The organism is Streptomyces sp. NPDC086835, from assembly GCF_044745705.1.
Lineage (GTDB): Bacteria > Actinomycetota > Actinomycetes > Streptomycetales > Streptomycetaceae > Streptomyces.
The window spans coordinates 445,602-468,858 of record NZ_JBIVAU010000004.1 but is presented as its reverse complement, the minus strand read 5'-3'; the positions used below and the strand labels follow the sequence as shown (position 1 = coordinate 468,858).

The following is a 23,257-nucleotide window of genomic DNA, read 5'->3' as shown; positions in this document are numbered from 1 at the left end:
CCGCGACCGATGCCCGACCACCTCAGCACCACCCGCTTCCCCGTCGCCGTCGACGCCGCGCTGCGCGATGCGGGCTGGCAGCCAGGCCGCTGGGACATCAAGCAGGCCGAGCACTGGGCGGACACCCTGCGCGCGCACGTCTCGCCGGCCGGCCATCAGCACACGGTCTTCCCTGCGGTCGTGGAGGCGTGGGCGGAGTTCGGCGGGCTCACCGTCGTCGCGCCCGGGCCGGGACGGCAGCACGCGCCCGCGCCCCTGCGTTTCGACCCGCTCGAAGGCCTCCATCTGGCACGCACCCTGGCCGATCTCGGCCGGGCCCTCGACACGGAGATCTCGCCGCTCGGCATGGAGGGCGACCAGCAGGCGGTGCTGGCCATGGACATGGAAGGCCGGGTCTACAGCATCGACCACACCGGCGACTGGTATCTCGGGGCCGACATCGACCAGGCCCTGACCACCCTCGTCACCGGCGTCCAGCCGACCCGGCTCACCCCGGGCTGAGCGCCCGGCCCGGACCACGCGGACCGGGCGGCCCGGGTACGCGGCGCGCGGCCGGGGCGGAGGTCACCGCAGGCTGACCTCCGCCCGGTCGGGCAGCACCGCCGACACCCGGAAGCCCCCCACGTCCGTCGGCCCCGAGACGAAGACCCCGCCCAGCGCGGTCACCCGCTCCCGCATACCCACCAGACCGTTGCCGCCGCTGGGCAGCCCGGCGTCCGCCACGCCACCCGCCGCGTCCGGGGCGCCGTTCTCCACCTGCATCGCGACCTCCTCGTCGCGATGCGCCAGCCGCACCAGCACCTTGGCGCCCGCCGCATGCTTGTGGACGTTGGTCAGCGCCTCCTGGATCACCCGGTACGCCGTCTGCTCCACCTCGGGCGGATACGCCCGTACGTCCCCCTGCACGGCCAGCTCCACCACCATGCCCGCCTGCCGCGACTGGCCCACGAGCATCTCGATGTCCGCGATGCAGGGCCCGTCCTCCGCGGCGGCGGCGGCTGCGGCGGCGGCCGCCGCGCCCACGGCGGCCAGCGGCGGCGCGTCCGCCTGCGCCCTCACCCGGCTCTCGCCGGAACGCAGCACCCCGAGCATCTCCCGCAGCTCCGTCAGCGCCTGGCGGCCCATGTCCCCCACCAGCGCCGCGTTCTTCACGGCCTTCTGCGGGTCCTTCAACGCCACCGCCTGCAACGCCGCCGCGTGCACCACCATCAGACTCACCCGATGGGCCACCACGTCGTGCATCTCCCGCGCGATACGGGTGCGCTCCTCCTGGCGCGCCCATTGCGCCCGCTGCTCCGCCCGGTCGGCCAGCAGCGACAACTCCTGCTCCAGGCTGTCCGCCCGCTCCCGCAGGCTCTCCATGAGCCGCCGGCGGGCCCCTATGTAAAGGCCGAGCAGCACCGGAGGGGCCGTCAGCCCGAGGGACATGAAGACGGCCATCAACGGCACGTACGGGGTGCTGTAGTCGCCGGCCTCCACGTCCTGCCGTACGCGCACGAACGTCACGATGAACGTCGCGGACAGGGCCATCCCCGCCAGCGTCGCCGTGATCCGCCGTGGCACGTCCGAGGCGGCGAGCGTGTACAGCCCGACGAGCCCCATCAGAAAACCCATCTCGGCCGGCGTGGTCGCGATGGACACCAGGACGACGGCGATCGGCCACCGACGTCTCAGTACCAGCACGGATCCGACCGCCAGCCCGAACAGCACGCCCAACGGCACGGGCAGCGCGGCCTGATCCGCGAACCCGACACCTTGTAGCGCGCACTCGACGGCGGAGGCGACGGCAAGTCCCACGTCCAGCACGGCACTGCGCCGTCGTCTCCACCACAGCGGACCCCGGGCGGTCGAACCCGAGGCCTCCTGTGCCCCCGTTGTGGTCATGTGTTCCAGCCTACGGGCGGGCGCGAGTCATTTTCCTACCGTCGCGCCGAGGCCACCTGGCATAGTGTGTGGTGCCGGTCCGGCAGCCGAACACTATGTCCGGTTCCGGCGCGTTCCATCCCCCGTGGTGTAATTGGCAGCACTGTGGCTTTTGGTGCCATCTGTTCGGGTTCGAGTCCTGACGGGGGAGCTTTCCGGCCTCCGGGTCGCGCATCTTCGGGTCCTGACCTCCGGTCGGGACCCGCACTCGTTTCCGGCCCGAAACCCCCCGGTATCCTTCGGTTGTCCCACCACCCGAAGCCGAAGGGCATACCCGTGAGCGCCAATCGCCCGGCAGCCGTCGTCGTCCTCGCAGCGGGTGAGGGCACCCGCATGAAGTCGAAGACTCCCAAGGTCCTGCACGAAATCGCCGGACGTTCGCTCGTCGGACACGTCGTGTCCGCGGCACGCGAGCTCGGCCCCGAGCAGCTCGTGGTGGTCGTCGGGCACGCGCGGGAGCAGGTCGAGGCGCACCTCGGCGAGCACTACGCGGGCACCCGTACCGCCTTCCAGGCCGAGCAGAACGGCACCGGGCACGCGGTGCGCATGGGGCTCGAGGAGCTCGGCGGCCGCCCTGACGGGACCGTCGTCGTCGTGTGCGGCGACACCCCGCTGCTCTCCGGCGCCACCCTCTCCGCGCTGGCCGCGACGCACTCGGCCGACGGCAACGCCGTGACCGTGCTGACCGCCGAGGTGCCGGACTCCACCGGCTACGGGCGCATCGTGCGGGACGCCGCCACCGGAGCCGTGACCGCGATCGTCGAGCACAAGGACGCCACCGACGAGCAGCGCGCGATCCGTGAGATCAACTCCGGTGTGTTCGCGTTCGACGGGCAGCTCCTCGCCGACGCCCTGACGAAGGTGCGGACGGACAACAGCCAGGGCGAGGAGTACCTGACCGACGTGCTCGGGATCCTGCGCGAGGCGGGCCACCGGGTCGGCGCGTCCGTGGCCGGCGACCACCGCGAGATCCTCGGCATCAACAACCGGGTGCAGCTGGCGGAGGCCCGCAAGCTGATGAACGAGCGGCTGCTGGAGCAGGCCATGATGGCCGGCGTCACGGTCGTGGACCCGGCTTCGGTGATCGTGGACGTGACGGTGACGTTCGAGCCGGACTCGGTGGTGCATCCCGGTACGCAGCTGCTGGGCGCCACACACATCGCGGAGGGCGCGGAGGTCGGTCCGAACTCACGCCTGACGAACACGACCGTGCGTGCGGGCGCCCGGGTGGACAACACGGTGGCGGATTCGGCCACCGTGGGCGAGGGCGCCTCGGTGGGCCCGTTCGCCTACCTGCGGCCCGGTACACGTCTGGGCGTAAAGGCCAAGGCGGGCACGTTCGTCGAGATGAAGAACTCGTCGATCGGTGAGGGCACGAAGGTGCCGCACCTGTCGTACGTGGGCGACGCGACGATCGGCGAGTACACGAACATCGGCGCCGCGAGCGTCTTCGTGAACTACGACGGGGAGTCGAAGCACCACACGACGATCGGGTCGCACTGCAAGACGGGCTCGGACAACATGTTTGTGGCTCCTGTCACGGTCGGGGACGGTGCTTACACCGCCGCCGGCTCCGTGATCACGAAGGACGTGCCGGCGGGTTCGCTGGCCGTCGCCCGCGGCCAGCAGCGGAATATCGAGGGTTGGGTGGCTCGCAAGCGCCCCGGAAGCGCGGCCGCCCAGGCTGCCGCGGCGGCAACGGAACAGGTCGCCGAGGAGAACTGACCGAAAACGGCTGCGTCGAACTCGGCGTACCGTGATACGTGCACACAAAATTCGGCTGGCTCGCGTCCAGGACCCTGGTGCCCTGACTTCCGCGACCAGAGAACACGTCTGAGGAGACAGTGCTGTGACCGGGATCAAGACGACCGGCGAGAAGAAGCTGATGCTCTTCTCCGGCCGCGCCCACCCCGAGCTGGCCGAGGAGGTTGCACACCAGTTGGGTGTCGGCCTCGTCCCGACGAAGGCTTTCGACTTCGCCAACGGCGAGATCTACGTCCGCTTCCAGGAGTCCGCCCGTGGTGCGGACTGCTTCCTGATCCAGAGCCACACGGCACCCATCAACAAGTGGATCATGGAGCAGTTGATCATGATCGACGCTCTGAAGCGGGCCTCCGCCCGGAGCATCACCGTGATCATCCCGTCCTACGGCTACGCCCGTCAGGACAAGAAGCACCGCGGCCGTGAGCCGATCTCCGCCCGTCTGATCGCGGACATGCTGAAGTGCGCGGGTGCCCACCGCATCCTCACGGTGGACCTCCACACGGACCAGATCCAGGGCTTCTTCGACGGCCCCGTGGACCACCTGTCGGCGCTGCCGGTGCTCGCCGACTACGTGGGCGCCAAGGTCGACCGCAACAAGCTGACGATCGTCTCCCCGGACGCCGGCCGTGTGCGTGTGGCCGACCGCTGGTGCGACCGGCTGGACGCGCCGCTGGCGATCGTCCACAAGCGCCGCGACAAGGACGTCGCCAACCAGGTGACCGTCCACGAGGTCGTCGGCGAGGTCAAGGGCCGCGTCTGCGTGCTGGTCGACGACATGATCGACACGGGCGGCACGATCTGCGCCGCGGCGGACGCGCTCTTCGCGCACGGCGCGGAGGACGTGATCGTGACGGCGACGCACGGCATCCTGTCCGGGCCGGCGGCTGACCGCCTGAAGAACTCGAAGGTGAGCGAGTTCGTCCTGACGAACACGCTGCCGACCCCCGGCGAGCTGGAGCTCGACAAGATCAAGGTGCTGTCGATCGCGCCGACGATCGCCCGTGCCGTGCGCGAGGTCTTCGAGGACGGCTCCGTGACGAGCCTCTTCGAGGAGCAGGCGTGACGGACGGACGCGACGGCCGGGCGTAACGGCCAGGCGTAACGTTCCGCAAGGGCCGCCCCGCATCGCGCGGGGCGGCCCTCGCGCATGCCGGAGTGATCCACTTTGGGCTTGAGGGAGCGTGCTGGGTAGACTGCTGAAGTTGCTCGGCGAGGGAGGCCGCACTTTTGGTGCGGCGGTCCGTTATCGACGCGCTCTTCGTAGCAGGCCTGTCGTGGCCGGGTGACCGCCACCAGATTTCTGCTCAATACGAGGAGTGCACATGTCCGAGGTGAAGCTCACCGCCGAGCGCCGTTCCGAGTTCGGCAAGGGCGCTGCCCGCCGTATCCGCCGCGACAACAAGGTCCCCGGCGTCCTCTACGGTCACGGCACCGACCCGGTCCACGTCACGCTGCCGGGCCACGAGCTGCTGCTCGCCCTGCGCACCCCGAACGTCCTGATCTCCCTGGACCTCGGTGGCACGAACGAGCTGGCCATCCCGAAGGCCGTGCAGCGCGACCCGCTGAAGGGCTTCCTGGAGCACGTCGACCTGCTCCTCGTGAAGCGCGGCGAGAAGGTCAACGTCGAGATCCCGGTCCACACCGAGGGCGACCTGGCCCCCGGCGCGTACCTGCTCGAGCACGTGCTGAACGCCCTGCCGGTCGAGGCCGAGGCCACGCACATCCCCGAGTCCGTCTCGGTCTCCATCGAGGGCCTCTCGGCCGGTGACTCCGTCCTCGCCAAGGACATCGCCCTGCCGAACGGCACCACGCTGGCCGTCGAGGACGACACCGTCGTCCTGCAGATCCTGGCCGCGCAGGCCGAGGAGCCGGCCGCCGAGGGCACCGAGGGCGCGGGCGAAGAGGCCGCCGAGGCCTGAGCCGTAAGCTCTTCTCGAGCTTGACGACTGTCACGGGGTGGCGGGCTGCGGCCCGCCACCCCGTTCCCCTGTTCACGGCCATCTCTACGAGGAGACGCAGCACAGATGTCCGACACGAACGCGCCCTGGCTGATCGTCGGTCTCGGCAATCCCGGGCCCGGGTACGCGGCGAACCGCCACAATGTCGGCTTCATGGTGGCGGACCTGCTGGCGGAGCGCATCGGCGGCTCGTTCAAGCGCGCCCAGAAGACTCAGGCGCAGGTGCTGGAGGGCCGGATCGGGGCTCCGGGGCCGTCGAACCGGCGGGTGATCCTGGCCAAGCCGATGTCGTACATGAATCTGTCCGGCGGCCCGGTGACGGCCCTGCGCGACTTCTACAAGGTGCCGACGGCGAACATCGTCGCCGTCCACGACGAGTTGGACATCGAATTCGGCATGCTGCGGCTGAAGCTGGGCGGCGGGGACAACGGGCACAACGGGCTGAAGTCCATGACCAAGGCGATGGGCCCGGACTACCACCGGGTGCGCTTCGGCATCGGCCGGCCGCCGGGGCGGATGCAGGTGGCTGACTTCGTCCTGAAGGACTTCTCCTCGGCGGAGCGCAAGGAACTGGACTACTTCGTGGACCGCGCGGCCGACGCGGTGGAGTGCCTGGTGATCGACGGCCTGGAGCGGGCGCAGGGGACGTACAACTCCTGAGGGACCGGACGGTCCAAGACCCGCGCCAACGGGTCGTAAAGACCCTCCCCGGCCGGCCGGAGTTGACCCGGCGTAGCCCCATGGCCAAGGATCGCGGCCCATGAAGCGGAACTCCTCCGGCCGGATACTGGTCCACGCGCGCAACGCGGCGATGGCGCTCGTCGCCCTCCTGCTGCTGGTCGCAGGTTTCTGGTCGTCCTGGGGCACTGCCCAGCACATCCTGCTCTCCAAGGGCCGTGAGCACGGCACGCTCACCGTCTCCCGCTGCGACGACGACACCTGCACCGGCGCCTACACGCCCCGCGACCCGGCGCCCGACCACGCGAACGTGACGATCGGGAAGTCCGTCGCGGTGAAGAAGGGCGCCACGCTGGCCGTCGTCCTCAAGCCCGGCACGGTCGAGGCGGTACGCACGGGCCCGGCGGGCGGTCTGTATGCGTGGGTGCCCCTGGGCGGGGCGCTGCTGCTCGCGGCCCTGGTGATCGGCGGCGGGCTGCGGCTGACACGGCTCGCGTGGGGCGCGGCGGGTGTGGGCGGGGCGCTGCTGCTGGCGTCGTTCCTGGCGCTCTGACGGTCCGGGTCCCGGCCGGGGGCCGGTAGCGGAACGACGCATTCACCCGATCGTTATCAGGACTATCGGGACGAGCGTGAACTCTTGGTGCGCATGCGGCACTTCCTCTCTTGACTGGTTCCCCGGTTCACAGGACGCTGAGCCGCCACCTCCCACGGCCCGTCCCCTTCACCTGCCCCAGAGGTATCTCAATGCCCATTCTCAGGACCCGCTGGGCAGCCGCAGCGCTTCCCGCCGCGGCTTCTCTGCTCCTCGTCGCAGGCGCTGCCCCGGCGCTCGCCACCGGCAGCGACCCGTACACCGTGGAGCTGCGCCAGCCGCTTCCGCGTACCGCCACCACGCAGGACGGGGCAGCTCCGCAGGAGGACAACTGCCCCGGTGTCCCGGACGGCAAGGACGGCTGGCACTTCGTGCTGCCCGGCAACGAGTCGGACTTCGTCAAGCTGACGGTGACGTTCGAGCCCGGCGGGCAGCAGGTCCTCACCTCGTTCGGCCCGCCCTCCGACAAGCACGCCTATGTCGCCTCGGAGCCGGGAGCCACGCTCACCGCTGTCGTCGCCGAGGTCAAGGGCGGCGATCTGAAGAAGTTCAACCTGTCGCACACCTGCCCGGCGGAGGGTTCCGGTCCGGGCGAGCCCAGCGACAAGCCGTCCGACAAGCCCGGCGACAAGCCGAGCGACAAGCCGTCCGACAAGCCCGGCGAGGAGCCGAGCAGCACGCCGAGCGCGCCCGACGCCTCGAGCCCGGCCGCCTCCGCGCCCGCCGGCAGCGACGGTCCCGCGCCGTCCGCCGACGACGCGGCCGGTGACCTGGCGGAGACCGGCAACGGCGCGCCCATCGGCGTGCTCGCCGCCGCTGCCGCGGCCCTCGTCGCCACCGGCGGCTACCTGCTGGCGCGCCGCCGCACGGCCGGCCGTCAGCACTGAGCCGACGGCACCGTGAACGACGGTGCCTGAACGACGGTGCCTGAACGACGGTGCCCCCGCCGGCCGCTGCACGTCAGCGGCCGGCGGGGGCACCTTCATGTCCCGCGGCGTCAGCCGGTGTTGCGCAGCCCGGCCGCGACGCCGTTGACCGTCAGCAGCAGAGCGCGGGCCAGCAACGGGTCCGCCTCCTCGCCGCGTTCGGCGGCGTCACGCTGCCGCTTGAGCAACGCCACCTGGAGGTAGGAGATCGGGTCCAGGTAGGCGTCCCTGATGGCGAACGTCTGCTGGAGCACCGGGTTGGAGCCGAGCAGTTCGTCGTTGCCCGTCACCTTCAGCACCTCGCTGACGGTGAGCGCGTGCTCGGCCTCGATGGCCTCGAAGACGTGCTTCAGGTTCTCCGGCACCAGCGTGTCGACGTAGTGGCGGGCGATCCGCAGGTCCGTCTTGGCCAGCGTCATCTCCACGTTGGCGATGAAGTTGCGGAAGAAGTGCCAGTTGCCGTGCATCTCCGCGAGCACGGTGTCCAGACCGGCCTCGCGCAGCGCCTTGAGGCCGGAACCCACACCGAACCAGCCCGGCACGATCTGCCGCGACTGCGTCCAGCCGAACACCCACGGGATGGCCCGCAGTCCGTCGAGGCCGGCGCCCGAGTCGGGACGGCGCGAGGGCCGCGAGCCGAGGTGCAGTTCGGCGAGCTGGTCGACGGGGGTGGCGGCGAAGAAGTACGCCGGCAGGTCCGGGTCCTCGACGAGCCTGCGGTAGGCGGCGTGCGCGGCGTCGGAGACGGTGTCCATGGCCGCGTCCCAGCGCGACAGCGCCTCGTCGGACTGGCGGGGCGCCGTGTGCAGGGCGGAGGCCTGGAGCGTGGCGGCGACCGTCAGCTCGAGGTTCTCCCTGGCCAGCGACGGGATCAGATACTTGTCGGAGATGACCTCGCCCTGCTCGGTCACCTTGATCTCGCCCTCGAGCGTGCCCCAGGGCTGCGCGAGGATCGCGTCGTGTGAGGGGCCGCCACCACGGCCGACGGTGCCGCCGCGGCCGTGGAAGAGACGCAGCCGCACGCCGTGGCGGTGGGCGACGTCACGCAGCCTGCGCTGGGCGCGGTGGATCTCCCACTGACTGGTGGTGATGCCGCCGAACTTGGACGAGTCGGAGTAGCCGAGCATGACCTCCTGGACGTCGCCGCGCAGCGAGACGAGCCGGCGGTAGGAGGGGTCGGCGAGCATGCCCTCGAGGATGACGTCCGCGGCCTTCAGCTCGTCGGTCGTCTCCAGCAGCGGCACGATGCCGATCTTGGCCCAGCCGGCGTGCAGGTCGATCAGACCGGCCTCACGGGCGAGGACCGCCGCGGCGAACACGTCGTCCGCGCCCTGGCACATCGAGATGATGTACGACTCGATGACCTCGGGGCCGAACCGCTCGAAGGCCTCCTTGACCGTGTGGAAGACGCCGAGGGTCTTCTGTCCCGCGGCGTCCAGCGGTGCCGGGGTCGGCGCGAGAGGCCGCCGGGAGCGGAGCTCCTTGGCGAGCAGCTTCTGCCGGTAGTCGCGCGGCATGTCCGCGTACCGCCACGACTCCTCGCCGAGCCGGTCGAAGAGCTGGCCGAGGGCGTGGTGGTGGGCGTCGGCGTGCTCGCGGACGTCCATGGTGGCGAGCTGGAGGCCGAACGCGGACAGGGTGCGGATGACGCGGTCCATGCGGCCGTCGGCGAAGAGCCCGCCGCGGTGCTCGCGCAACGAGGTCTGGATGAGGGTGAGATCGCTGATCAGCTCGGCGGTGCCGAGGTAGTCGCGGCCCTCCTCGTGCGGGGTGCCCTTGGCGAGGCGCTCACGGGTGTTGACGAGCTTCTGGCGGATGCAGGTGGCCTTGAGCCGGTAGGGCTCCTCAGCGTTGAGGCGCTTGTAGCGGGGGCTGATCTCGGGCAGCCGCTCGAGGTCGGCCTGCAGGGAGGCGAGCAGCTCCTCGGTGGCCCCGGCGTAGCGGATGGAGTTGGACAGCAGTCCGCGCAGGTAGTCGATGACCTCGATGGCGTCGGTGATGCCGTGCTCGTGCTGGAGGATCAGCACGTCCCAGGTGACGGCCGGTGTGACGTTGGGGTTGCCGTCGCGGTCGCCGCCGATCCAGGTGCCGAAGGTGAGCGGCCGGGTGCCGGGCGGCAGCTCGACGCCGACGCGCTCCAGCTCGGCGGCGAGGTCCTCGAGGACGTCGCCGACGGCGCCCGCGTGCAGCTCGTCGAGGTAGTAGATGGCGTTGCGCGCCTCGTCGGCGGGCTCGGGGCGGACGACGCGCAGCTCGTCGGTCTGCCAGATCAGGTCGATGCTCTCGGCGAGGCGCAGGTCGTGGCGGCGCCGGTCGGAGGCGATGACCGGGGTTTCCAGCAGTTCGGCGATGCGGCGGAGCTTGTTGAGCACGGAGCGCCGGGCGGCCTCGGTCGGGTGCGCGGTGAAGACCGGCCGCACGTTGAGGTTCCTGACGGTCTCGCGTACGTGCTCGGGGTCGCCGTCCTTGAGCATGTCGGCGGTGCGGGCCAGCAGCCCGCCCTCGGCGGCGCGGCGCTCGCGCATCTCGTGGCCGCGGTGCACCTGCTCGGTGACGTTGGCGAGGTGGAAGTAGGTGGAGAAGGCGCGGACCAGCTTGGCCGCGGTCTCCAGGTCGGTGTCGCCCAGCAGCTCGGCGGCGGCCTCACCGTCGGTCCGTGTCAGGGCGCGGACCCGCTCGACGAGGTCGAGAAGCTCCGGACCCTCCTGGCGGACGAGGGTCTCGCCCAGAAGATCGCCCAGTCGGCGGATGTCGGCACGCAGTTCTGCACTGGCGGTGGGGGTCTGGTCGGCACTGCTCACAGGTGCGGCTCCTTGCAGTGTTTGAGCACGTCTGGAGGGGTACTGGAGGCTTGCGGACCGCGCTGTCCGACGCCACCAAGGATAGGTGGCCGTTGTCCCGGCGTTGTCCACAGGTCTCTTGCCGTGCCGCCGCGCACTGCCATACTTACGTCGCCGTAGGTTACGGACCCGTAGCCAGGCGTCCGTCCCCACTCCCCACCCCCAGGGAACCCTCATGACCACAAGCCCCGATCTGCTGGACGACGTAGCCGGCACTCCGGACTCCCCGCTTCCCTCCGCCACCCGCGGCGGTGACAGCAAGCGGTCGATCGAGCAGATCACTCTGCTCCTGTTCATCACGGTCCCGTTCCTCGCGCTCCTGGCGGCTGTGCCGCTGGCCTGGGGCTGGGGCGTGAGCTGGCTCGACATCGGCCTGCTGGTGGCCATGTACTACATCGGCTGCCACGGCATCACGATCGGCTTCCACCGCTACTTCACCCACGGCTCGTTCAAGGCGAAGCGGCCGCTCCGCATCGCCCTCGCGATCATGGGTTCGCTGGCGGTCGAAGGGCCGCTGGTGCGCTGGGTGGCCGACCACCGCAAGCACCACAAGTTCTCCGACGCCGAGGGCGACCCGCACTCCCCGTGGCGGTTCGGCGAGACCGTCCCGGCGCTGATGAAGGGCCTGTGGTGGGCGCACATCGGCTGGATGTTCGACGAGGAGCGGACGCCGCAGCACAAGTACGCACCTGATCTGATCAAGGACCCGGCGCTCCGCCGGATCTCGCGCGACTTCATCTACTGGACGATCCTGTCGCTGGCGATCCCGCCCCTGGTCGGCGGCCTGGTGACCATGTCGTGGTGGGGTGCGTTCACCGCCTTCTTCTGGGGTTCGCTGGTCCGTGTGGCGCTGCTGCACCATGTGACCTGGTCGATCAACTCGATCTGCCACGCCGTGGGCAAGCGCCCGTTCAAGTCCCGCGACCGTTCGGGGAACGTGTGGTGGCTGGCGGTGCTGTCCTGCGGTGAGTCGTGGCACAACCTGCACCACGCCGACCCGACGAGTGCCCGGCACGGTGTGCTCCGCGGCCAGGTCGACTCCAGCGCGCGGCTGATCCGCTGGTTCGAGAAGGCCGGCTGGGCGTACGACGTGCGCTGGCCGCAGCAGTCGCGTCTCGACGCCCGCCGCGACGACTCCGGCCGCGGCGAAACCCGCCGCAAGGACGATGCCGCAAACGCGGCATGATTGATGTCGTGGCCAGTGACGGAAGTATCGGCAGTCCGGACAAGACCAGGGCGTCAGGCAGGCGCGCCCGACGGGTGCGCATGACCGGTGCGGAGCGCCGTGAGCAGCTGTTGGACATCGGCCGCACCCTTTTCGCGGAGAAGGGCTTCGAGGGCACGTCCGTCGAGGAGATCGCGGCCAAGGCCGGGGTGTCCAAGCCTGTCGTGTACGAGCACTTCGGCGGCAAGGAGGGGCTCTACGCGGTCGTCGTGGACCGCGAGATGCGCCAGCTGCTCGACATGGTGACAGGGGCGCTGACCGCCGGGCATCCGCGTGAGCTGCTGGAGCAGGCGGCCTTCGCCCTGCTGGACTACATCGAGACGTACACGGACGGTTTCCGCATCCTGGTGCGCGATTCGCCCGTCGCCCAGTCGACGGGCACGTTCGCGTCGCTCATCAGCGACATCGCCACCCAGGTCGAGGACATCCTGGGCATGGAGTTCAAGAACCGCGGCTTCGACCCCAAGCTGGCCCCGCTGTACGCGCAGGCGCTGGTCGGCATGGTGGCCCTGACGGGCCAGTGGTGGCTCGACGCCCGCCGCCCGAAGAAGGCGGAGGTCGCCGCGCATCTGGTGAACCTGGCGTGGCACGGGCTCGACGGTCTGGAGCAGAAGCCGAGGCTGATAGGTCACCGCAAGAACTGATCGGTCACCGAAGGAACCGATCGCGAAGAACTGATCGCGTTTTCCGTACATCCATGGACCCCTCCTGTTGGTCTTGGTGAGTGCTTGTCCCTCGTCACGAGGTTGAACTCACGACATTTCCCCAGGGGGGGACTTTGACTTCAGTGGAATCCCGCCGTCCCGCAGTCGCGCGCCGCGGACGGCGTGTCGCGACGTGCACCGCGCTGGCCCTGTCGGCGGGCATGCTGCTCGCCGCCGTGCCGGCGCACGCGGACGACAACCCGGCGCCGCACGCGCCGGTCGAGCGTGTCGCCCCGAGCGTGGAGGACCTGCGGAAGCCGTCGCTTCCGCGGCTCCGCTCGGACGAGCCCGCCGCACAGAACCCTTCCTTCGGCGCGGAGATCGCCGTCGCCCGGCCCCGCAGCGACGTGGACGGGGACGGCTACAGCGATCTGCTGCACCGCGCGTGGGACGGCCAGTACTACGTTTCCGCCAGCGGCAGCCCGGAGACCTACCCGTACCCGCTCGGCAACAGCTCCGAGACGTACAAGGACGCGTTCTCCGTCGCCGGTCTCGACCCGGCGGCCCCGGACACCCCGACGCACTTCACCCTGTCCGCGACCGGCAGGCTCTCGTCGTACAGCAGCACCGTGTACGGCGGGGACCTGGTGTGGTCGGGCACCGGCTGGCAGCAGTTCAACAAGGTGTTCTCGCCCGGTGACCTGACCGGCGACGGCGTCGGCGACGTGCTGACCCGCAACCCCGCCGGTGAGCTGTTCCTGTACCGGGCCAAGGGCGGGACGGCCGTCGAGCCGTTCGCGGCCAAGGTCAATGTCGGCTCCGGCTGGGGCCAGTACGACCAGATCGTCGGCGTGAACGACTCCAACGGCGACGCCATCGCCGACCTGTTCGCCCGTAACACGGCCGGTGAGCTGTACTTCTACTCCGGCACCGGCGAGCCCACCCGCCCGTTCAAGGAGCGGGTCAAGGTCGGCAGCGGCTGGAACGTGTACAACCAGCTGTTCAGCTGGGACGACATCGACGGCGACGGCCTCGGCGACCTCGTCGGGCGCACCCGGTCCGGCGTGCTCTACCTGTACGGCTCCACCGGCACCGGTGCCCTGAAGCCGAGGGAGGAGGGCGGCTCGGGCTGGAACTACGTCTCCCAGTTCGCCGGCTCCGGCAACAACCCGGCGTGGGGCAAGGGCGAGCTGATCGGCGTCGACAAGAGCGGCGTCCTCTACGACTACGTCGTGGAGAACGACGGCACCTTCTCCCCGCGGGCCCGGATCAGCGAGGGCTGGGGCGGTTCCAGGCTGGCGCTGACGTCGTCCTTCGACGACGACGGCTTCGCCGACCTGCTCGAGGTGTACGAGGGCACGCTGTACAACTACAACGACATGGCCGGCGACGGGATCATCGGCGGCGGCTGGGGCATCTACAACTCCCTGGTCGGCCCGGGTGACCTGTCCGGCGACGGCAAGGGCGACCTGATCGCCCGGGACAGCGCCGGCGTGCTGTGGCTGTACCGCGGCAACGGCACCGGCTCCGGGTTCGCCTCCCGCACGAAGATCGGCAGCGGCTGGGGCCAGTTCAGCGTCCTGACCGGCTCCGGTGACGTCGACGGTGACGGCCGCGCCGACCTGATCGCGCGCGCCACGGACGGCAGGCTGTACCTGTACTCGGGTACCGGCGTCGCCTCCGCGCCGTTCAAGGCGAAGAAGCTGATCGGCAGCGGCTGGAACACCTACAACAAGCTGGTGGCGCCGGGCGACATGAACGGCGACGGCCGCGGCGACCTGGTGGCCCGCAACTCCGACGGCAATCTGTACCGCTACGACGCCAACGGCAAGGGCGGCTTCAACGCCAAGGTCCTGATCGGCAGCGGCTGGAACACCTACAACGGTCTGTTCTGATCCCGTCCGGCGGACGAGGGCGCCCCGCTCGCGGTGAGGACCGCGGCGGGGCGCTCTTGCGTTTCCCGCCCACGGGGCACCGCCGTCACGCCACCTTGCGTGCGACGGCGAAGATCCGCCGGAAGGGGAACACCGTGCCGTGGGGGCCCGGCGGGTACGCCTTGCGGAGCAGGTCCCGGTACTGGGCCAGGAACTCCTCCTGCGCCGCCGGGTCGTCCGCGAGCTCGGTGAGCACCGGCCGCAGGGCGGTGCCCTTCACCCAGTCCAGCACCGGGTCCTCACCGCCGAGGAGCTGGAGGTACGTGGTCTCCCATGCCTCCGCGTCGCAGCCGAGGTCGGCGAGACGGGTGAGGTAGTCGGCGGGCTCCAGGATGTGGACGTAGCGCCGGCCGTGGTCGCCGAGACGGGCGCGCCACTGCGGGGTCTCGCAGAGCTCGCCGAGCAGGGCGTGGCTGGGCGAGGTGAAGTTGCCGGGGACCTGGAAGGCGAAGGTGCCGCCGGGGGCCAGACCGTCGAGCCAGAGGGCGAACGACTCGGGATGGTTGGGCACCCACTGGAGGGCCGCGTTGGAGACGATCAGATCGTAGGGCTCGTCCGGGGTCCAGTGCGCGGCGTCGGCGGGCCGGAAGTCCATCCAGCCGCCGCCCGCCGTGGTGCCCGCGTGCTCCTTCTCGGCCTGGGCGAGCATTTCCGGGGAGAGGTCGAATCCGGTGATGTGCGCGTCGGGCCACCGGTCGGCGAGCAGTGCGGTGACATTGCCGGGGCCGCAACCGATGTCGGCGATCCGGGCGGGGCGGCCGACGGCGGGCAGCGTGGGTATGCGGGCCAGCATGTCCAGGAAGGGACGGGTGCGGTGCCCGGCGTGGCGGAGGTACTGCTCTGGGTCCCAAGTGGGCGCGGCATGCATGGTGAAGTCCCCCTCGCAGGAACGGAAAGCCGAAACGGAAGCGTGTTCCGGCCCGACCATGCCCAATAGTCCACAAAAATATATCTTGATGTCAAGAGACTTCATGTCGACAGACCAACTACACTGATCGACATGGAGGACGAGGTCGATCGACTGGTCGCAGCATGGCGCCGTGAGCGCCCGGACCTCGACGTGGAACCGCTCGAGGTGCTCAGCCGCGTCTCCCGGCTCGCCCGCCACCTCGACCGGGCCCGTCGTATCGCGTTCTCGGAGCATCAGCTCGAGCCGTGGGAGTTCGACGTGCTCACCTCGCTGCGGCGCGCCGGCGCCCCGTACCAGCTCTCGCCCGGCCAGCTGCTCACCCAGACGCTGGTGACCTCCGGGACGATGACCAACCGCATCGACCGCCTCGCCAAGAAGAACCTGGTCGAGAGGCTGCCGGACCCCAGCGACCGGCGCGGCGTCCTGGTGCGGCTGACGGCGGAGGGCCGCGACCGTGCGGACCAGGCACTGGCCGGACTGCTCGCCCAGGAGCGGGCGATCCTCTCCGAGCTGTCGGGCGCCCAGCGCGCGGAATTGGCCGCGCTGCTACGCCAGTTGACCGCCCCGTTCGACAACATCCCCGGCTAGGGCCGGTCCTGGGCCCAGATCGGCGGGCCCCACACCGGCCCGGCGGGCCAGCGCCACGGCGGCGAGCGTGGAGTGCACGCCCAGCTTCCCCAGCACGTTCTGCATATGCGTACGAACGGTGTGCGGCGACAGGAAGAGTCGCTCGGCGACGGCTTTGCGCCCCAGGCCCGCGACCATGCAGCGCAGTACCTCCTGCTCGCGCGGGGTCAGCGACTCCACCAACCGCTCGCTCTCCGTGCGGTGCTTGCGGGCCGCGGTCATCTCCCGCAGTACACCGGTGAGCAGCGCCGGCGCCAGGTGCGTCTCGTCCCGCAGCACCCCTCGGATCACCGCCAGCAGACGTTGCAGCGAGCAGTCCTTGGCGACCCAGCCGGAGGCGCCCGCCTGGAGGGCCTGGGCCGCGCGCCGGGCGTCGTCCTTCTGGGCGAGCACGACGGAGCGCAGCACGGGCTGGAGCGAGCGGACGCCCGTGACCAGGGAGATCCCGTCGACGACGGCAGTCGTGCCGGTCTCCGGCACCGCACGGGCGACCGGGGCGGTCCTCGGCGGCGGCACCGCGGCCGACGCCCCCAGGTCCGCGTCCACGAGCATCACGTCGAACCTGCGGCCTTCCGCCGCGGCGCGTTCCAGGCAGCGCAGCGCCGCGGGGCCGCTGCCTGCCGCGGCGACCTCCACATCGGGCTCCGCCGCCAGGGCCGCGGCGAGCGACTCGGCGAAGATTCGGTGGTCGTCCACGACCAGCACCCGGATACGAACCACAGGACACCCCCAGTGTCGGAGGACGGACCGGCTCGGGTACGCCGCCCGGGGGACGGAGGGTACAGCGCATCGCCCGGCCGCCGCCGTGCTGTGACTGATACCCCGCCCCGGGCGCCGTACCCGGCTGTTTCGCCCCCTGATCGACACCGGCCCCCACCGGTGCTGTGGTTCAGAGTACGGACGGGCGGCGGTGGCGGAAGGCTATTTGCAGAACTGATCGGCGGCGATGGCGAGGGTGTGGCGGATGTTCCGAATCGACACCTGAGTGGACAAGCGGCGAAGCTTTTTGCCCGGCCGACGCACAGAGAACGACGCGGGGCGGGGCCGGGCGCACCCCTGACCGCCCGGCCCCGCCCGAGTTCCTCCCGGGCGGGTCCCCACGAAGCGCCGCCTCTAGGACAGGCGGCGGGCCCCCGCCGACGGGACGGCGGTGAAGACGCGCGGCTGCTCCAGCGAGGACGCCGCGAAGGCCTCCTCGACGGACTTCGCCACCAGCGGCGAGGCGGACGTCTGGGTCAGGACGATCGCCGAGCCTCCGAAGCCGCCGCCCGTCATCCGGGCACCCAGCGCGCCGGCCGCCAGCGCCGTGTCCACGACCAGGTCCAACTCCGGGCAGGAGACCCGGAAGTCGTCACGCAGCGAGGCGTGCCCCTCGGTCAGCACCGGACCGATGGCCCTGACCTCACCGGCCTCCAGGTGGGCGATCACCCGCTCCACCCGGTGGTTCTCGCTGACGATGTGCCGGACCAGGGGGCGCACTTCCGGGTCGTCGAGACGGCCGAGGGCCTCGTCCAGCGAGTCGTACGGGACGTCCCGCAGGGCGTTCACCCCCAGCGCCGCCGCTCCTGCCTCGCAGCCGGCACGCCGCTTGCCGTACTCACCGTCGCTGTGGGCGTGCTTCACCCGGGTGTCCACGACGAGGAGTTCGAGCCCGTGGGCGGCCAGGTCGAAGGGGATCTGCCGCTGGGAGAGGTCCCTGGTGTCCAGGTACAGGGCGTGGCCCTCGGTGCAGCAGGCGGAGGCCGTCTGGTCCATGATCCCGGTCGGGGCGCCCACGTAGACGTTCTCCGCACGCTGGCACAGGCGGGCCGTGCGCCAACGCTCCAGGCCGAGTTCGTACAGGTCGTTCAGGGCGAGGGCGGTGACGACCTCGATCGCCGCGGACGAGGAGAGACCGGCGCCGGTGGGCACGGTCGACTCGTAGTGGATGTCCGCGCCGCCGACCTGGTGGCCGGCGTCGCGCAGCGCCCAGACGACGCCCGCCGGGTAGTCGGTCCAGCCGCCGGGACCGCCGGGGGCGAGGTCGTCGACGCGCAGTTCGACCGGGCCGCCGTCCATGTCCGTGGAGGTCAGCCGCAGCACGCCGTCGTCGCGGCGCGAGACGGTCGCAACCGTGGTGTGCGGCAGCGCGAAGGGCATCACGAAACCGTCGTTGTAATCGGTGTGTTCACCGATCAGGTTCACCCTGCCCGGTGCCGCCCACACACCCTCGCCCGTGGAACTCATGACCCGTTCTCCCTCCCGCGGGCGAATGCCCAGGCGTCGGACACGATGCCGGCCAGGTCGGCACGGCTCGGCTTCCAGCCCAGGCGCTCCTGGGCCCTCGCGGCGGAGGCGACCAGGACGGCGGGGTCGCCGGCCCGTCGCGCCGCGACCACCTCGGGCACCGGGTGACCGGTGACCTCGCGTACGGTCTCGATGACCTCGCGCACCGAGAAGCCGTTGCCGTTGCCGAGGTTGCAGATCAGATGCTCACCGACGGTGGCGGCGTCGAGCGCGAGGAGATGCGCCTCCGCCAGGTCCGCGACGTGGATGTAGTCGCGGACACAGGTGCCGTCCGGGGTCGGGTAGTCGTCGCCGTAGACGGAGATCGACTCGCGCCGGCCGAGGGCGACCTGGAGCACCAGCGGGATCAGGTGCGACTCGGGTTCGTGGCGTTCGCCGTACGCGCCGTAGGCCCCGGCGACGTTGAAGTACCGCAGCGAGACCGCCGCGAGGCCGTGGGCCGCCGCCTCACCGGTGATCATGTGGTCGACCGCGAGCTTGGTGGCACCGTAGGGGCTGGTGGGCGCGGTGGGGTCGGACTCGGTGATGGGGGTGGAGACCGGCTCGCCGTAGGTGGCGGCGGTGGAGGAGAAGACCAGTGTGCGCACGCCCGCGGAGCGCATGGCCGCGAGCAGCTCCATCGTGCCGCCGACGTTGTTCGCCCAGTACTTCTCCGGCCTGGCGACGGACTCGCCGACCTGTGAGAAGGCCGCGAAGTGCAGCACCCCGTCGTACGAGGCGTCCAGATGGCGGGCGGCGTCCTGGATGCGGCCCTCGATGAACCCGGCGCCCGCGGGCACCCCTTCGCGGAATCCGGTGGAGAGGTCGTCGAGCACGGTCACCTGGTGACCGGCCTCCACAAGGTGCTGCGCCACGACACTGCCGACGTATCCCGCACCACCTGTGACCAGGTACTTCTTGCTCACTCGCTCGCTACCTCTCGCAGTCGCATCGCCGCGGCCTCCGGCGGCACATCGTTGATGAACACGCTCATACCGGATTCGGAACCGGCGAGGAACTTCAGCTTGCCGGAAGTGCGGCGGATGGTGAAAAGCTCGAGATGGAGACCGAAGGCGTCCCTTCCCTCGCCTTCGAACGGCGCCTGGTGCCAGGCGGCGATGTACGGCGTGGGCGGTTCGCCGGGCCCGAAGATCCGGTCGAAGCGCCTCAAGAGTTCCAGGTAGATCTGTGGGAATTCTGTGCGTGCCGCGTCATCCAGCGCCCGGAGGTCCGGCACCCGCCGCTTCGGGTGGAGGTGCACCTCGTACGGCCAGTGCGCCGCGTACGGCACGAAGGCGATCCAGTGCTCGCCCTCCAGCACCACCCGCACCCCTTCCTCGCGCTCGCGCCGGACGAGGTCGTCGACGAGGTTGCGACCGGTCGCCGCCCGGTGGGCGGCGAGCGAGCGGAGCATCAGCTCGGTGCGCGGGGTCACGAACGGGTAGCCGTAGATCTGGCCGTGCGGGTGCCCGAGCGTGACGCCGATCTCGGCGCCGCGGTTCTCGAAGCAGAAGACCTGCTTGACCTGGGGCAGTTCGGCGAGCTCCGCCGTGCGGTCCGTCCACGCCTCGAGGACCAGACCTGCCTGCTCCTCCGTCAGATCGGCGAAGGACGCGTCGTGGTCCGAGGTGAAGCAGACGACCTCGCAGCGGCCCGAGTCGCCGGCCAGCGAGGGGAAGCGGTTCTCGAAGACGGCGACGTCGTAGTCGGCTGCCGGGATCTCGCTGAGGCGGCCGTCGCGCGAGGGGCACAGCGGACATTCGTCGGCCGGCGGGTGGTAGATGCGGCCCTGGCGGTGCGAGGCGATGGCGACCCGGTCGCCGAGCAGCTCGTCGTGCCGGATCTCGGCCGTGGTGGAGACGGCTTCGAGGGGCCGGAGGTCGACGGCGTCGCGGACGGCGTCGTCGCGCGAGTCGTAGTAGAGCAACTCACGACCGTCGGCGAGCCGGGTCGACGTCTTCTTCACACGGAGCTCCCTCACCACTCCTATCCAACATAACCGAACACAAGAAATCACAACTCAACAGTCCGGTCAATGGGTGGCCCGCGGGCAGGCCACTGATCGGGCACCCGCGGGCAAACGAACAAAAGGCATCAAGAAACGCGGTCCGGGTCGCGCCCCCGCAGACCGGCCTGACAGGCCCGTCGGCCCCTAGTGGGCCGCGCCGGAGCCGGGCGGAGTCCCGTACGCCGCGCGGTCCAGCAGACCGGTCCGGGCGGCGAGCGCCGCCGCCTCCAGCCGGGATCCGACGCCCAGCTTCATCAGCACCCGCTGCACATGGGTGCGGGCCGTGCTCGGCGCGATCCCCATGCCGACGGCGATCAGCCTGGTGTCCTCGCCCTCCGCGACCCGCACCAGCACCTCCACCTCGCGCGGCGTCAGCAGCTGAAGCAGCCGCTGGCCCTCGTCGTCCGGCTGCGCGACCGGATTGAGCAGCTCGGCGAACGCGCCCTGGAGCAGCAGCGGCGCCACCACGGCCTCCCCCGACCGCGCCTTCACCAGCGCCCGCTCCACGCCCTCTATGCGCTCGTCGTGGCGCACGTAACCGGACGCCCCGGCGGCGAACGCCGCCGCTATCCCGCGCGGACTGGGAACCGGTCCGAGGACCACGACGGCCACCTGCGGCCGTTCCCGTTTGATGCGGACGACCGGGTCGAAGGCACCCGGCTCCGCCGGCGTCGCCGTGCCCAGCAGACACACCTCCGGGGCCCTGGCTATCACCAGATCGGCCGCTCCTGCCGCGGGCGCCGCCGCCGCGAGCACCCGGTGCCCGCGCAGCTTCAGCGCGGAGGCGAGCGCCTCCGCGAGCAGCCTGTGGTCGTCGACCACCATGAGCCGAACGCCCATCGAGCAACCCCCGTCCCGCTGGAGTCGGCCCCCCGGCCCTCCACGGCTACCCCGTCAGTCCCGGCAAGGTACACGCTTGTTCGACATTGCGCGCCCCTAACTCGGCAGAAGCCCCCCGGAATGCCGAATTCTTCACCAAACAGGGCCACTTGAGAGCAGGCATCAGGAAGACGGTCGGGATACGACCGCGGCCCGGCCCCTCGCGTCTGCGAGGGACCGGGCCGCCGTGCGGTGATGCGGTGGTGCGGATCAGCTCTTCGGGCCGAAGGAGATCGCCATGAACTTCGACGAGCTCGAGCTGCCCGAGTCGGGCTCGCTCAGGGTGTCGTCCGCGATGAACAGCCGCCCGTTCTTGAAGTGGTACTCCGAGCCGGACTCCACGAAGCTCGTCTCGGCGTCCCGCACCGTCTTGTCCGCCGGGTTCACCAGCAGGACGGTCTCCTTCAAGGTGGCGCCGTTGATGCTGACGACCTGGCCGCCCTTGTCGTAGGGGGGCCACTTGTAGGCGATGATGTTGCCGCCGTCCATGCGCAGCGGCAGCGAGTGGTACCCGTCACCGGCGTCCGCACGGCCGCTGACGGCCTTTCCGGTCGCCAGGTCGAAGGCGATGATCTCGTTGGTGCGCGAGTAGGACTCGCCCGTTCCCTCGTGCTCCTCCGTCGGCAGGTAGATCTTGTCGTTGCCGACGACCACGAACTGGCAGCCCTCGACGCCGTCGCTGGCGGAGCACCTCGCGAGGTACTTGTCGCCCGGCGCCGCGATCTTGGCGCGCAGCTTCCCGGTCTTGCCGTCGATCGAGAAGAAGTCCGAGATGCCGAACGTTCCCGTGTCGCCGACGTCGGCTGCGACGACCAGCGGGTCGGAGGAGACGACCCGCGCGTCCTCGACACCGGCCGGCATCTTGAAGGACGAGAGCGGAGTGCCGTTCTCCGGGTTGAGCGGCTGGATGGTCACCTGGGCGTTGTCGTACGAGCCGCAGCGGCGGACCGCGACGAGCGCCTTGCCGCCGCCGTAGCCGATGTCCCGGCACTCCTGGGCGTCGACGGTGGGCTTCCAGCGGACGGCGCCGGTCGTCAGGTCGAACGCGGCGCTGCCGCCGAGGTATCCGGCGGCCACCGTGTTGCCGCTGAGGGTGACCTGGTCGAAGCGGGCCTTCTGGTCACCGCTCGCGCCGCCGGTGACGGACTTGCTCCACAGCAGCTTGCCGGCGGTGAGGTCGACGACGCCGACCTCGGAGCACGGCGGGTAGCCCTTGTCGCCCTTGGCCCGCTTCGTGGCCTCGAAGACGACCGCGGTCTTGTTGTCCTCTGTCGTGTGACGCGAGGCGGCACACACCTGGCCGGGCAGGTCGAGGGTCCACAGCACGGTGCCCTTGGCCACGTCGTGGGCCACGATCGAGTTGACGCTCGTCTTGACGAAGGCCTTGTCGGTGACCCAGGAGCCCGGCACACCCGTCACGTCGAAACGCGCGGGGATCGGCAGCTGGAAGGCGACCTTGGAGGCCGTGTCGGCCGGGGCCTTCTCCTTGCCGGGGCCGTCGGGGGCGGCCGGGGCGTCGTCGCCCTTGCCGCCCTTGCCGCCCTCGGTGCCGCCCGAGCTGTTCTTCGCCTCGTCCTGCTTGCCGCCGTCGTCCTTGGTGGACGAGTAGAGGAAGCCGCCGCCGATGATCAGCACGATGGCGACGAAGGCGGCGATGACGATCTGCAGCTGCGTCTTGTTCAGCAGCCCGCCGCCCCCGGAGGGCACGGCCGGCTGCGGCATCATCGGCTGCGTCGGCGCGCTGTAGGCGGGCTGCACGGGAGCGCCGGGCTGCGGGTGGCCGTACGGCGCTCCCGGCGCCGGGCTCTGCGGCGGCGTCTGGGGATAGCCGTAACCCGGCTCGGCGGGAGGGGGCGTCTGCGGATAGCCGTAGGGCGCTCCCGGCGCCGGGCTCTGCGGCGGCGGCGCGGGGGTGCCGTACCCGCCGGCCGGCTGCTGGGGCTCCTTCGCCAGGCCGTAGCCACCGCCCGAAGGCGGACCGGGCGGCTGGCTCGGGGGCTGGTTCGGCGGCGGGCCGGGCGGCTGGTTCGGCGGCGGGCCGGGCGGCTGACTGGGCGGTGGCGGCGGCTGCGTCATGGCTTGCT

General features: G+C 70.8%; 20 protein-coding genes and 1 tRNA gene. 12 read left to right on the top strand and 9 right to left on the bottom strand.

Going from position 1 to position 23,257, the window contains the following annotated elements:
* Positions 1-9 precede the first annotated feature (9 nt).
* A complete protein-coding gene (locus ACIPJI_RS17245) occupies positions 10-501 on the top strand; it encodes an SUKH-3 domain-containing protein (protein WP_307706825.1) in 492 nt (163 codons plus the stop codon).
* Between the two features lie 63 nt (positions 502-564).
* Here the strand turns inward: ACIPJI_RS17245 and ACIPJI_RS17240 are convergent, their stop codons facing one another.
* Positions 565-1,884, bottom strand: coding sequence for a histidine kinase (locus ACIPJI_RS17240; RefSeq protein WP_356618422.1), 1,320 nt, complete (start codon positions 1,882-1,884; stop codon positions 565-567).
* A gap of 118 nt (positions 1,885-2,002) precedes the next feature.
* Here ACIPJI_RS17240 and ACIPJI_RS17235 point away from each other — a divergent pair.
* The 7 genes from ACIPJI_RS17235 to ACIPJI_RS17205 all read left to right on the top strand — a co-directional run bounded on the left by ACIPJI_RS17235 (position 2,003) and on the right by ACIPJI_RS17205 (position 7,802).
* Positions 2,003-2,074 (top strand) — tRNA-Gln (locus ACIPJI_RS17235).
* 125 nt (positions 2,075-2,199) lie between these two features.
* Entirely contained in the window at positions 2,200-3,648 is a 1,449-nt protein-coding gene (glmU, locus tag ACIPJI_RS17230) for a bifunctional UDP-N-acetylglucosamine diphosphorylase/glucosamine-1-phosphate N-acetyltransferase GlmU (protein ID WP_307706827.1), read from the top strand.
* 124 nt (positions 3,649-3,772) lie between these two features.
* Positions 3,773-4,750 (top strand): ribose-phosphate diphosphokinase, encoded by a 978-nt coding sequence (locus tag ACIPJI_RS17225; protein WP_307706828.1) that lies wholly within the window; start codon positions 3,773-3,775, stop codon positions 4,748-4,750.
* Positions 4,751-5,009: 259 nt separating this feature from the next.
* On the top strand, positions 5,010-5,606 hold the full coding sequence (locus tag ACIPJI_RS17220) for a 50S ribosomal protein L25/general stress protein Ctc (RefSeq protein WP_356618424.1): 597 nt from the start codon (positions 5,010-5,012) through the stop codon (positions 5,604-5,606).
* Between the two features lie 105 nt (positions 5,607-5,711).
* Positions 5,712-6,305, top strand: coding sequence for an aminoacyl-tRNA hydrolase (pth, locus tag ACIPJI_RS17215; RefSeq protein WP_402247049.1), 594 nt, complete (start codon positions 5,712-5,714; stop codon positions 6,303-6,305).
* Positions 6,306-6,405: 100 nt separating this feature from the next.
* Complete coding sequence (locus ACIPJI_RS17210; RefSeq protein ID WP_356618426.1) at positions 6,406-6,876, top strand: hypothetical protein; 471 nt, start codon at positions 6,406-6,408, stop codon at positions 6,874-6,876.
* 191 nt (positions 6,877-7,067) lie between these two features.
* Entirely contained in the window at positions 7,068-7,802 is a 735-nt protein-coding gene (locus ACIPJI_RS17205; RefSeq protein ID WP_402247047.1) for an LPXTG cell wall anchor domain-containing protein, read from the top strand.
* A gap of 110 nt (positions 7,803-7,912) precedes the next feature.
* Here the strand turns inward: ACIPJI_RS17205 and ppc are convergent, their stop codons facing one another.
* Positions 7,913-10,642 (bottom strand): phosphoenolpyruvate carboxylase, encoded by a 2,730-nt coding sequence (gene ppc / locus ACIPJI_RS17200; RefSeq protein ID WP_356618430.1) that lies wholly within the window; start codon positions 10,640-10,642, stop codon positions 7,913-7,915.
* A gap of 214 nt (positions 10,643-10,856) precedes the next feature.
* On the opposite strand from ppc, the gene ACIPJI_RS17195 reads away from it, so the two are divergent.
* The 3 genes from ACIPJI_RS17195 (at position 10,857) to ACIPJI_RS17185 (ending at position 14,445) form a co-directional block, all read left to right on the top strand.
* Entirely contained in the window at positions 10,857-11,867 is a 1,011-nt protein-coding gene (locus ACIPJI_RS17195; RefSeq protein ID WP_356618432.1) for a fatty acid desaturase, read from the top strand.
* Positions 11,864-12,550 (top strand): TetR/AcrR family transcriptional regulator, encoded by a 687-nt coding sequence (locus ACIPJI_RS17190; protein ID WP_307706835.1) that lies wholly within the window; start codon positions 11,864-11,866, stop codon positions 12,548-12,550. Before ACIPJI_RS17195 ends, ACIPJI_RS17190 begins: the two co-directional genes overlap by 4 nt.
* A gap of 143 nt (positions 12,551-12,693) precedes the next feature.
* Positions 12,694-14,445, top strand: coding sequence for an FG-GAP repeat domain-containing protein (locus ACIPJI_RS17185; protein ID WP_402247176.1), 1,752 nt, complete (start codon positions 12,694-12,696; stop codon positions 14,443-14,445).
* A gap of 85 nt (positions 14,446-14,530) precedes the next feature.
* On the opposite strand, the gene ACIPJI_RS17180 is transcribed toward ACIPJI_RS17185, so the two are convergent.
* A complete protein-coding gene (locus ACIPJI_RS17180; RefSeq protein ID WP_402247044.1) occupies positions 14,531-15,352 on the bottom strand; it encodes a trans-aconitate 2-methyltransferase in 822 nt (273 codons plus the stop codon).
* A 132-nt stretch (positions 15,353-15,484) separates the two neighbouring features.
* On the opposite strand from ACIPJI_RS17180, the gene ACIPJI_RS17175 reads away from it, so the two are divergent.
* A complete protein-coding gene (locus tag ACIPJI_RS17175) occupies positions 15,485-15,982 on the top strand; it encodes a MarR family winged helix-turn-helix transcriptional regulator (protein WP_307706838.1) in 498 nt (165 codons plus the stop codon).
* Here ACIPJI_RS17175 and ACIPJI_RS17170 read toward each other — a convergent pair.
* From ACIPJI_RS17170 to ACIPJI_RS17145, 6 genes are all read right to left on the bottom strand, one after another.
* Positions 15,941-16,741, bottom strand: a complete 801-nt coding sequence (locus ACIPJI_RS17170; protein ID WP_402247042.1) for a LuxR C-terminal-related transcriptional regulator — start codon at positions 16,739-16,741, stop codon at positions 15,941-15,943. The two genes, ACIPJI_RS17175 and ACIPJI_RS17170, sit on opposite strands and share 42 nt — an antisense overlap.
* A gap of 393 nt (positions 16,742-17,134) precedes the next feature.
* Positions 17,135-18,247: a galactokinase gene (galK, locus tag ACIPJI_RS17165; RefSeq protein WP_402247040.1), complete on the bottom strand. Its 1,113-nt coding sequence runs from the start codon at positions 18,245-18,247 to the stop codon at positions 17,135-17,137.
* Positions 18,244-19,212 (bottom strand): UDP-glucose 4-epimerase GalE, encoded by a 969-nt coding sequence (gene galE / locus ACIPJI_RS17160; protein WP_402247038.1) that lies wholly within the window; start codon positions 19,210-19,212, stop codon positions 18,244-18,246. The genes galK and galE overlap by 4 nt, the downstream gene beginning before the upstream one ends.
* Positions 19,209-20,252: a galactose-1-phosphate uridylyltransferase gene (gene galT, locus ACIPJI_RS17155; protein WP_402247036.1), complete on the bottom strand. Its 1,044-nt coding sequence runs from the start codon at positions 20,250-20,252 to the stop codon at positions 19,209-19,211. Before galT ends, galE begins: the two co-directional genes overlap by 4 nt.
* 186 nt (positions 20,253-20,438) lie before the next feature.
* A complete protein-coding gene (locus ACIPJI_RS17150) occupies positions 20,439-21,134 on the bottom strand; it encodes a LuxR C-terminal-related transcriptional regulator (protein WP_356618448.1) in 696 nt (231 codons plus the stop codon).
* A 249-nt stretch (positions 21,135-21,383) separates the two neighbouring features.
* Positions 21,384-23,249 carry a PQQ-binding-like beta-propeller repeat protein gene (locus ACIPJI_RS17145; RefSeq protein ID WP_356618450.1) on the bottom strand — a complete coding sequence of 622 codons (1,866 nt, stop codon included), beginning with the start codon at positions 23,247-23,249 and terminating at the stop codon, positions 21,384-21,386.
* Positions 23,250-23,257 lie beyond the last annotated feature (8 nt).

Excerpts from the sequence above, each read along its gene's own strand:
- ACIPJI_RS17245 (WP_307706825.1), top strand. The coding sequence starts at position 10 with ATGCCCGACCACCTCAGCACCACCCGCTTCCCCGTCGCCGTCGACGCC.
- ACIPJI_RS17240 (WP_356618422.1), bottom strand. The coding sequence starts at position 1,884 with ATGACCACAACGGGGGCACAGGAGGCCTCGGGTTCGACCGCCCGGGGT.
- ACIPJI_RS17220 (WP_356618424.1), top strand. The coding sequence starts at position 5,010 with ATGTCCGAGGTGAAGCTCACCGCCGAGCGCCGTTCCGAGTTCGGCAAG.
- pth (WP_402247049.1), top strand. The coding sequence starts at position 5,712 with ATGTCCGACACGAACGCGCCCTGGCTGATCGTCGGTCTCGGCAATCCC.
- ACIPJI_RS17210 (WP_356618426.1), top strand. The coding sequence starts at position 6,406 with ATGAAGCGGAACTCCTCCGGCCGGATACTGGTCCACGCGCGCAACGCG.
- ACIPJI_RS17205 (WP_402247047.1), top strand. The coding sequence starts at position 7,068 with ATGCCCATTCTCAGGACCCGCTGGGCAGCCGCAGCGCTTCCCGCCGCG.
- ACIPJI_RS17195 (WP_356618432.1), top strand. The coding sequence starts at position 10,857 with ATGACCACAAGCCCCGATCTGCTGGACGACGTAGCCGGCACTCCGGAC.
- ACIPJI_RS17190 (WP_307706835.1), top strand. The coding sequence starts at position 11,864 with ATGATTGATGTCGTGGCCAGTGACGGAAGTATCGGCAGTCCGGACAAG.
- ACIPJI_RS17180 (WP_402247044.1), bottom strand. The coding sequence starts at position 15,352 with ATGCATGCCGCGCCCACTTGGGACCCAGAGCAGTACCTCCGCCACGCC.
- ACIPJI_RS17175 (WP_307706838.1), top strand. The coding sequence starts at position 15,485 with ATGGAGGACGAGGTCGATCGACTGGTCGCAGCATGGCGCCGTGAGCGC.
- galK (WP_402247040.1), bottom strand. The coding sequence starts at position 18,247 with ATGAGTTCCACGGGCGAGGGTGTGTGGGCGGCACCGGGCAGGGTGAAC.
- ACIPJI_RS17150 (WP_356618448.1), bottom strand. The coding sequence starts at position 21,134 with ATGGGCGTTCGGCTCATGGTGGTCGACGACCACAGGCTGCTCGCGGAG.
- ACIPJI_RS17145 (WP_356618450.1), bottom strand. The coding sequence starts at position 23,249 with ATGACGCAGCCGCCGCCACCGCCCAGTCAGCCGCCCGGCCCGCCGCCG.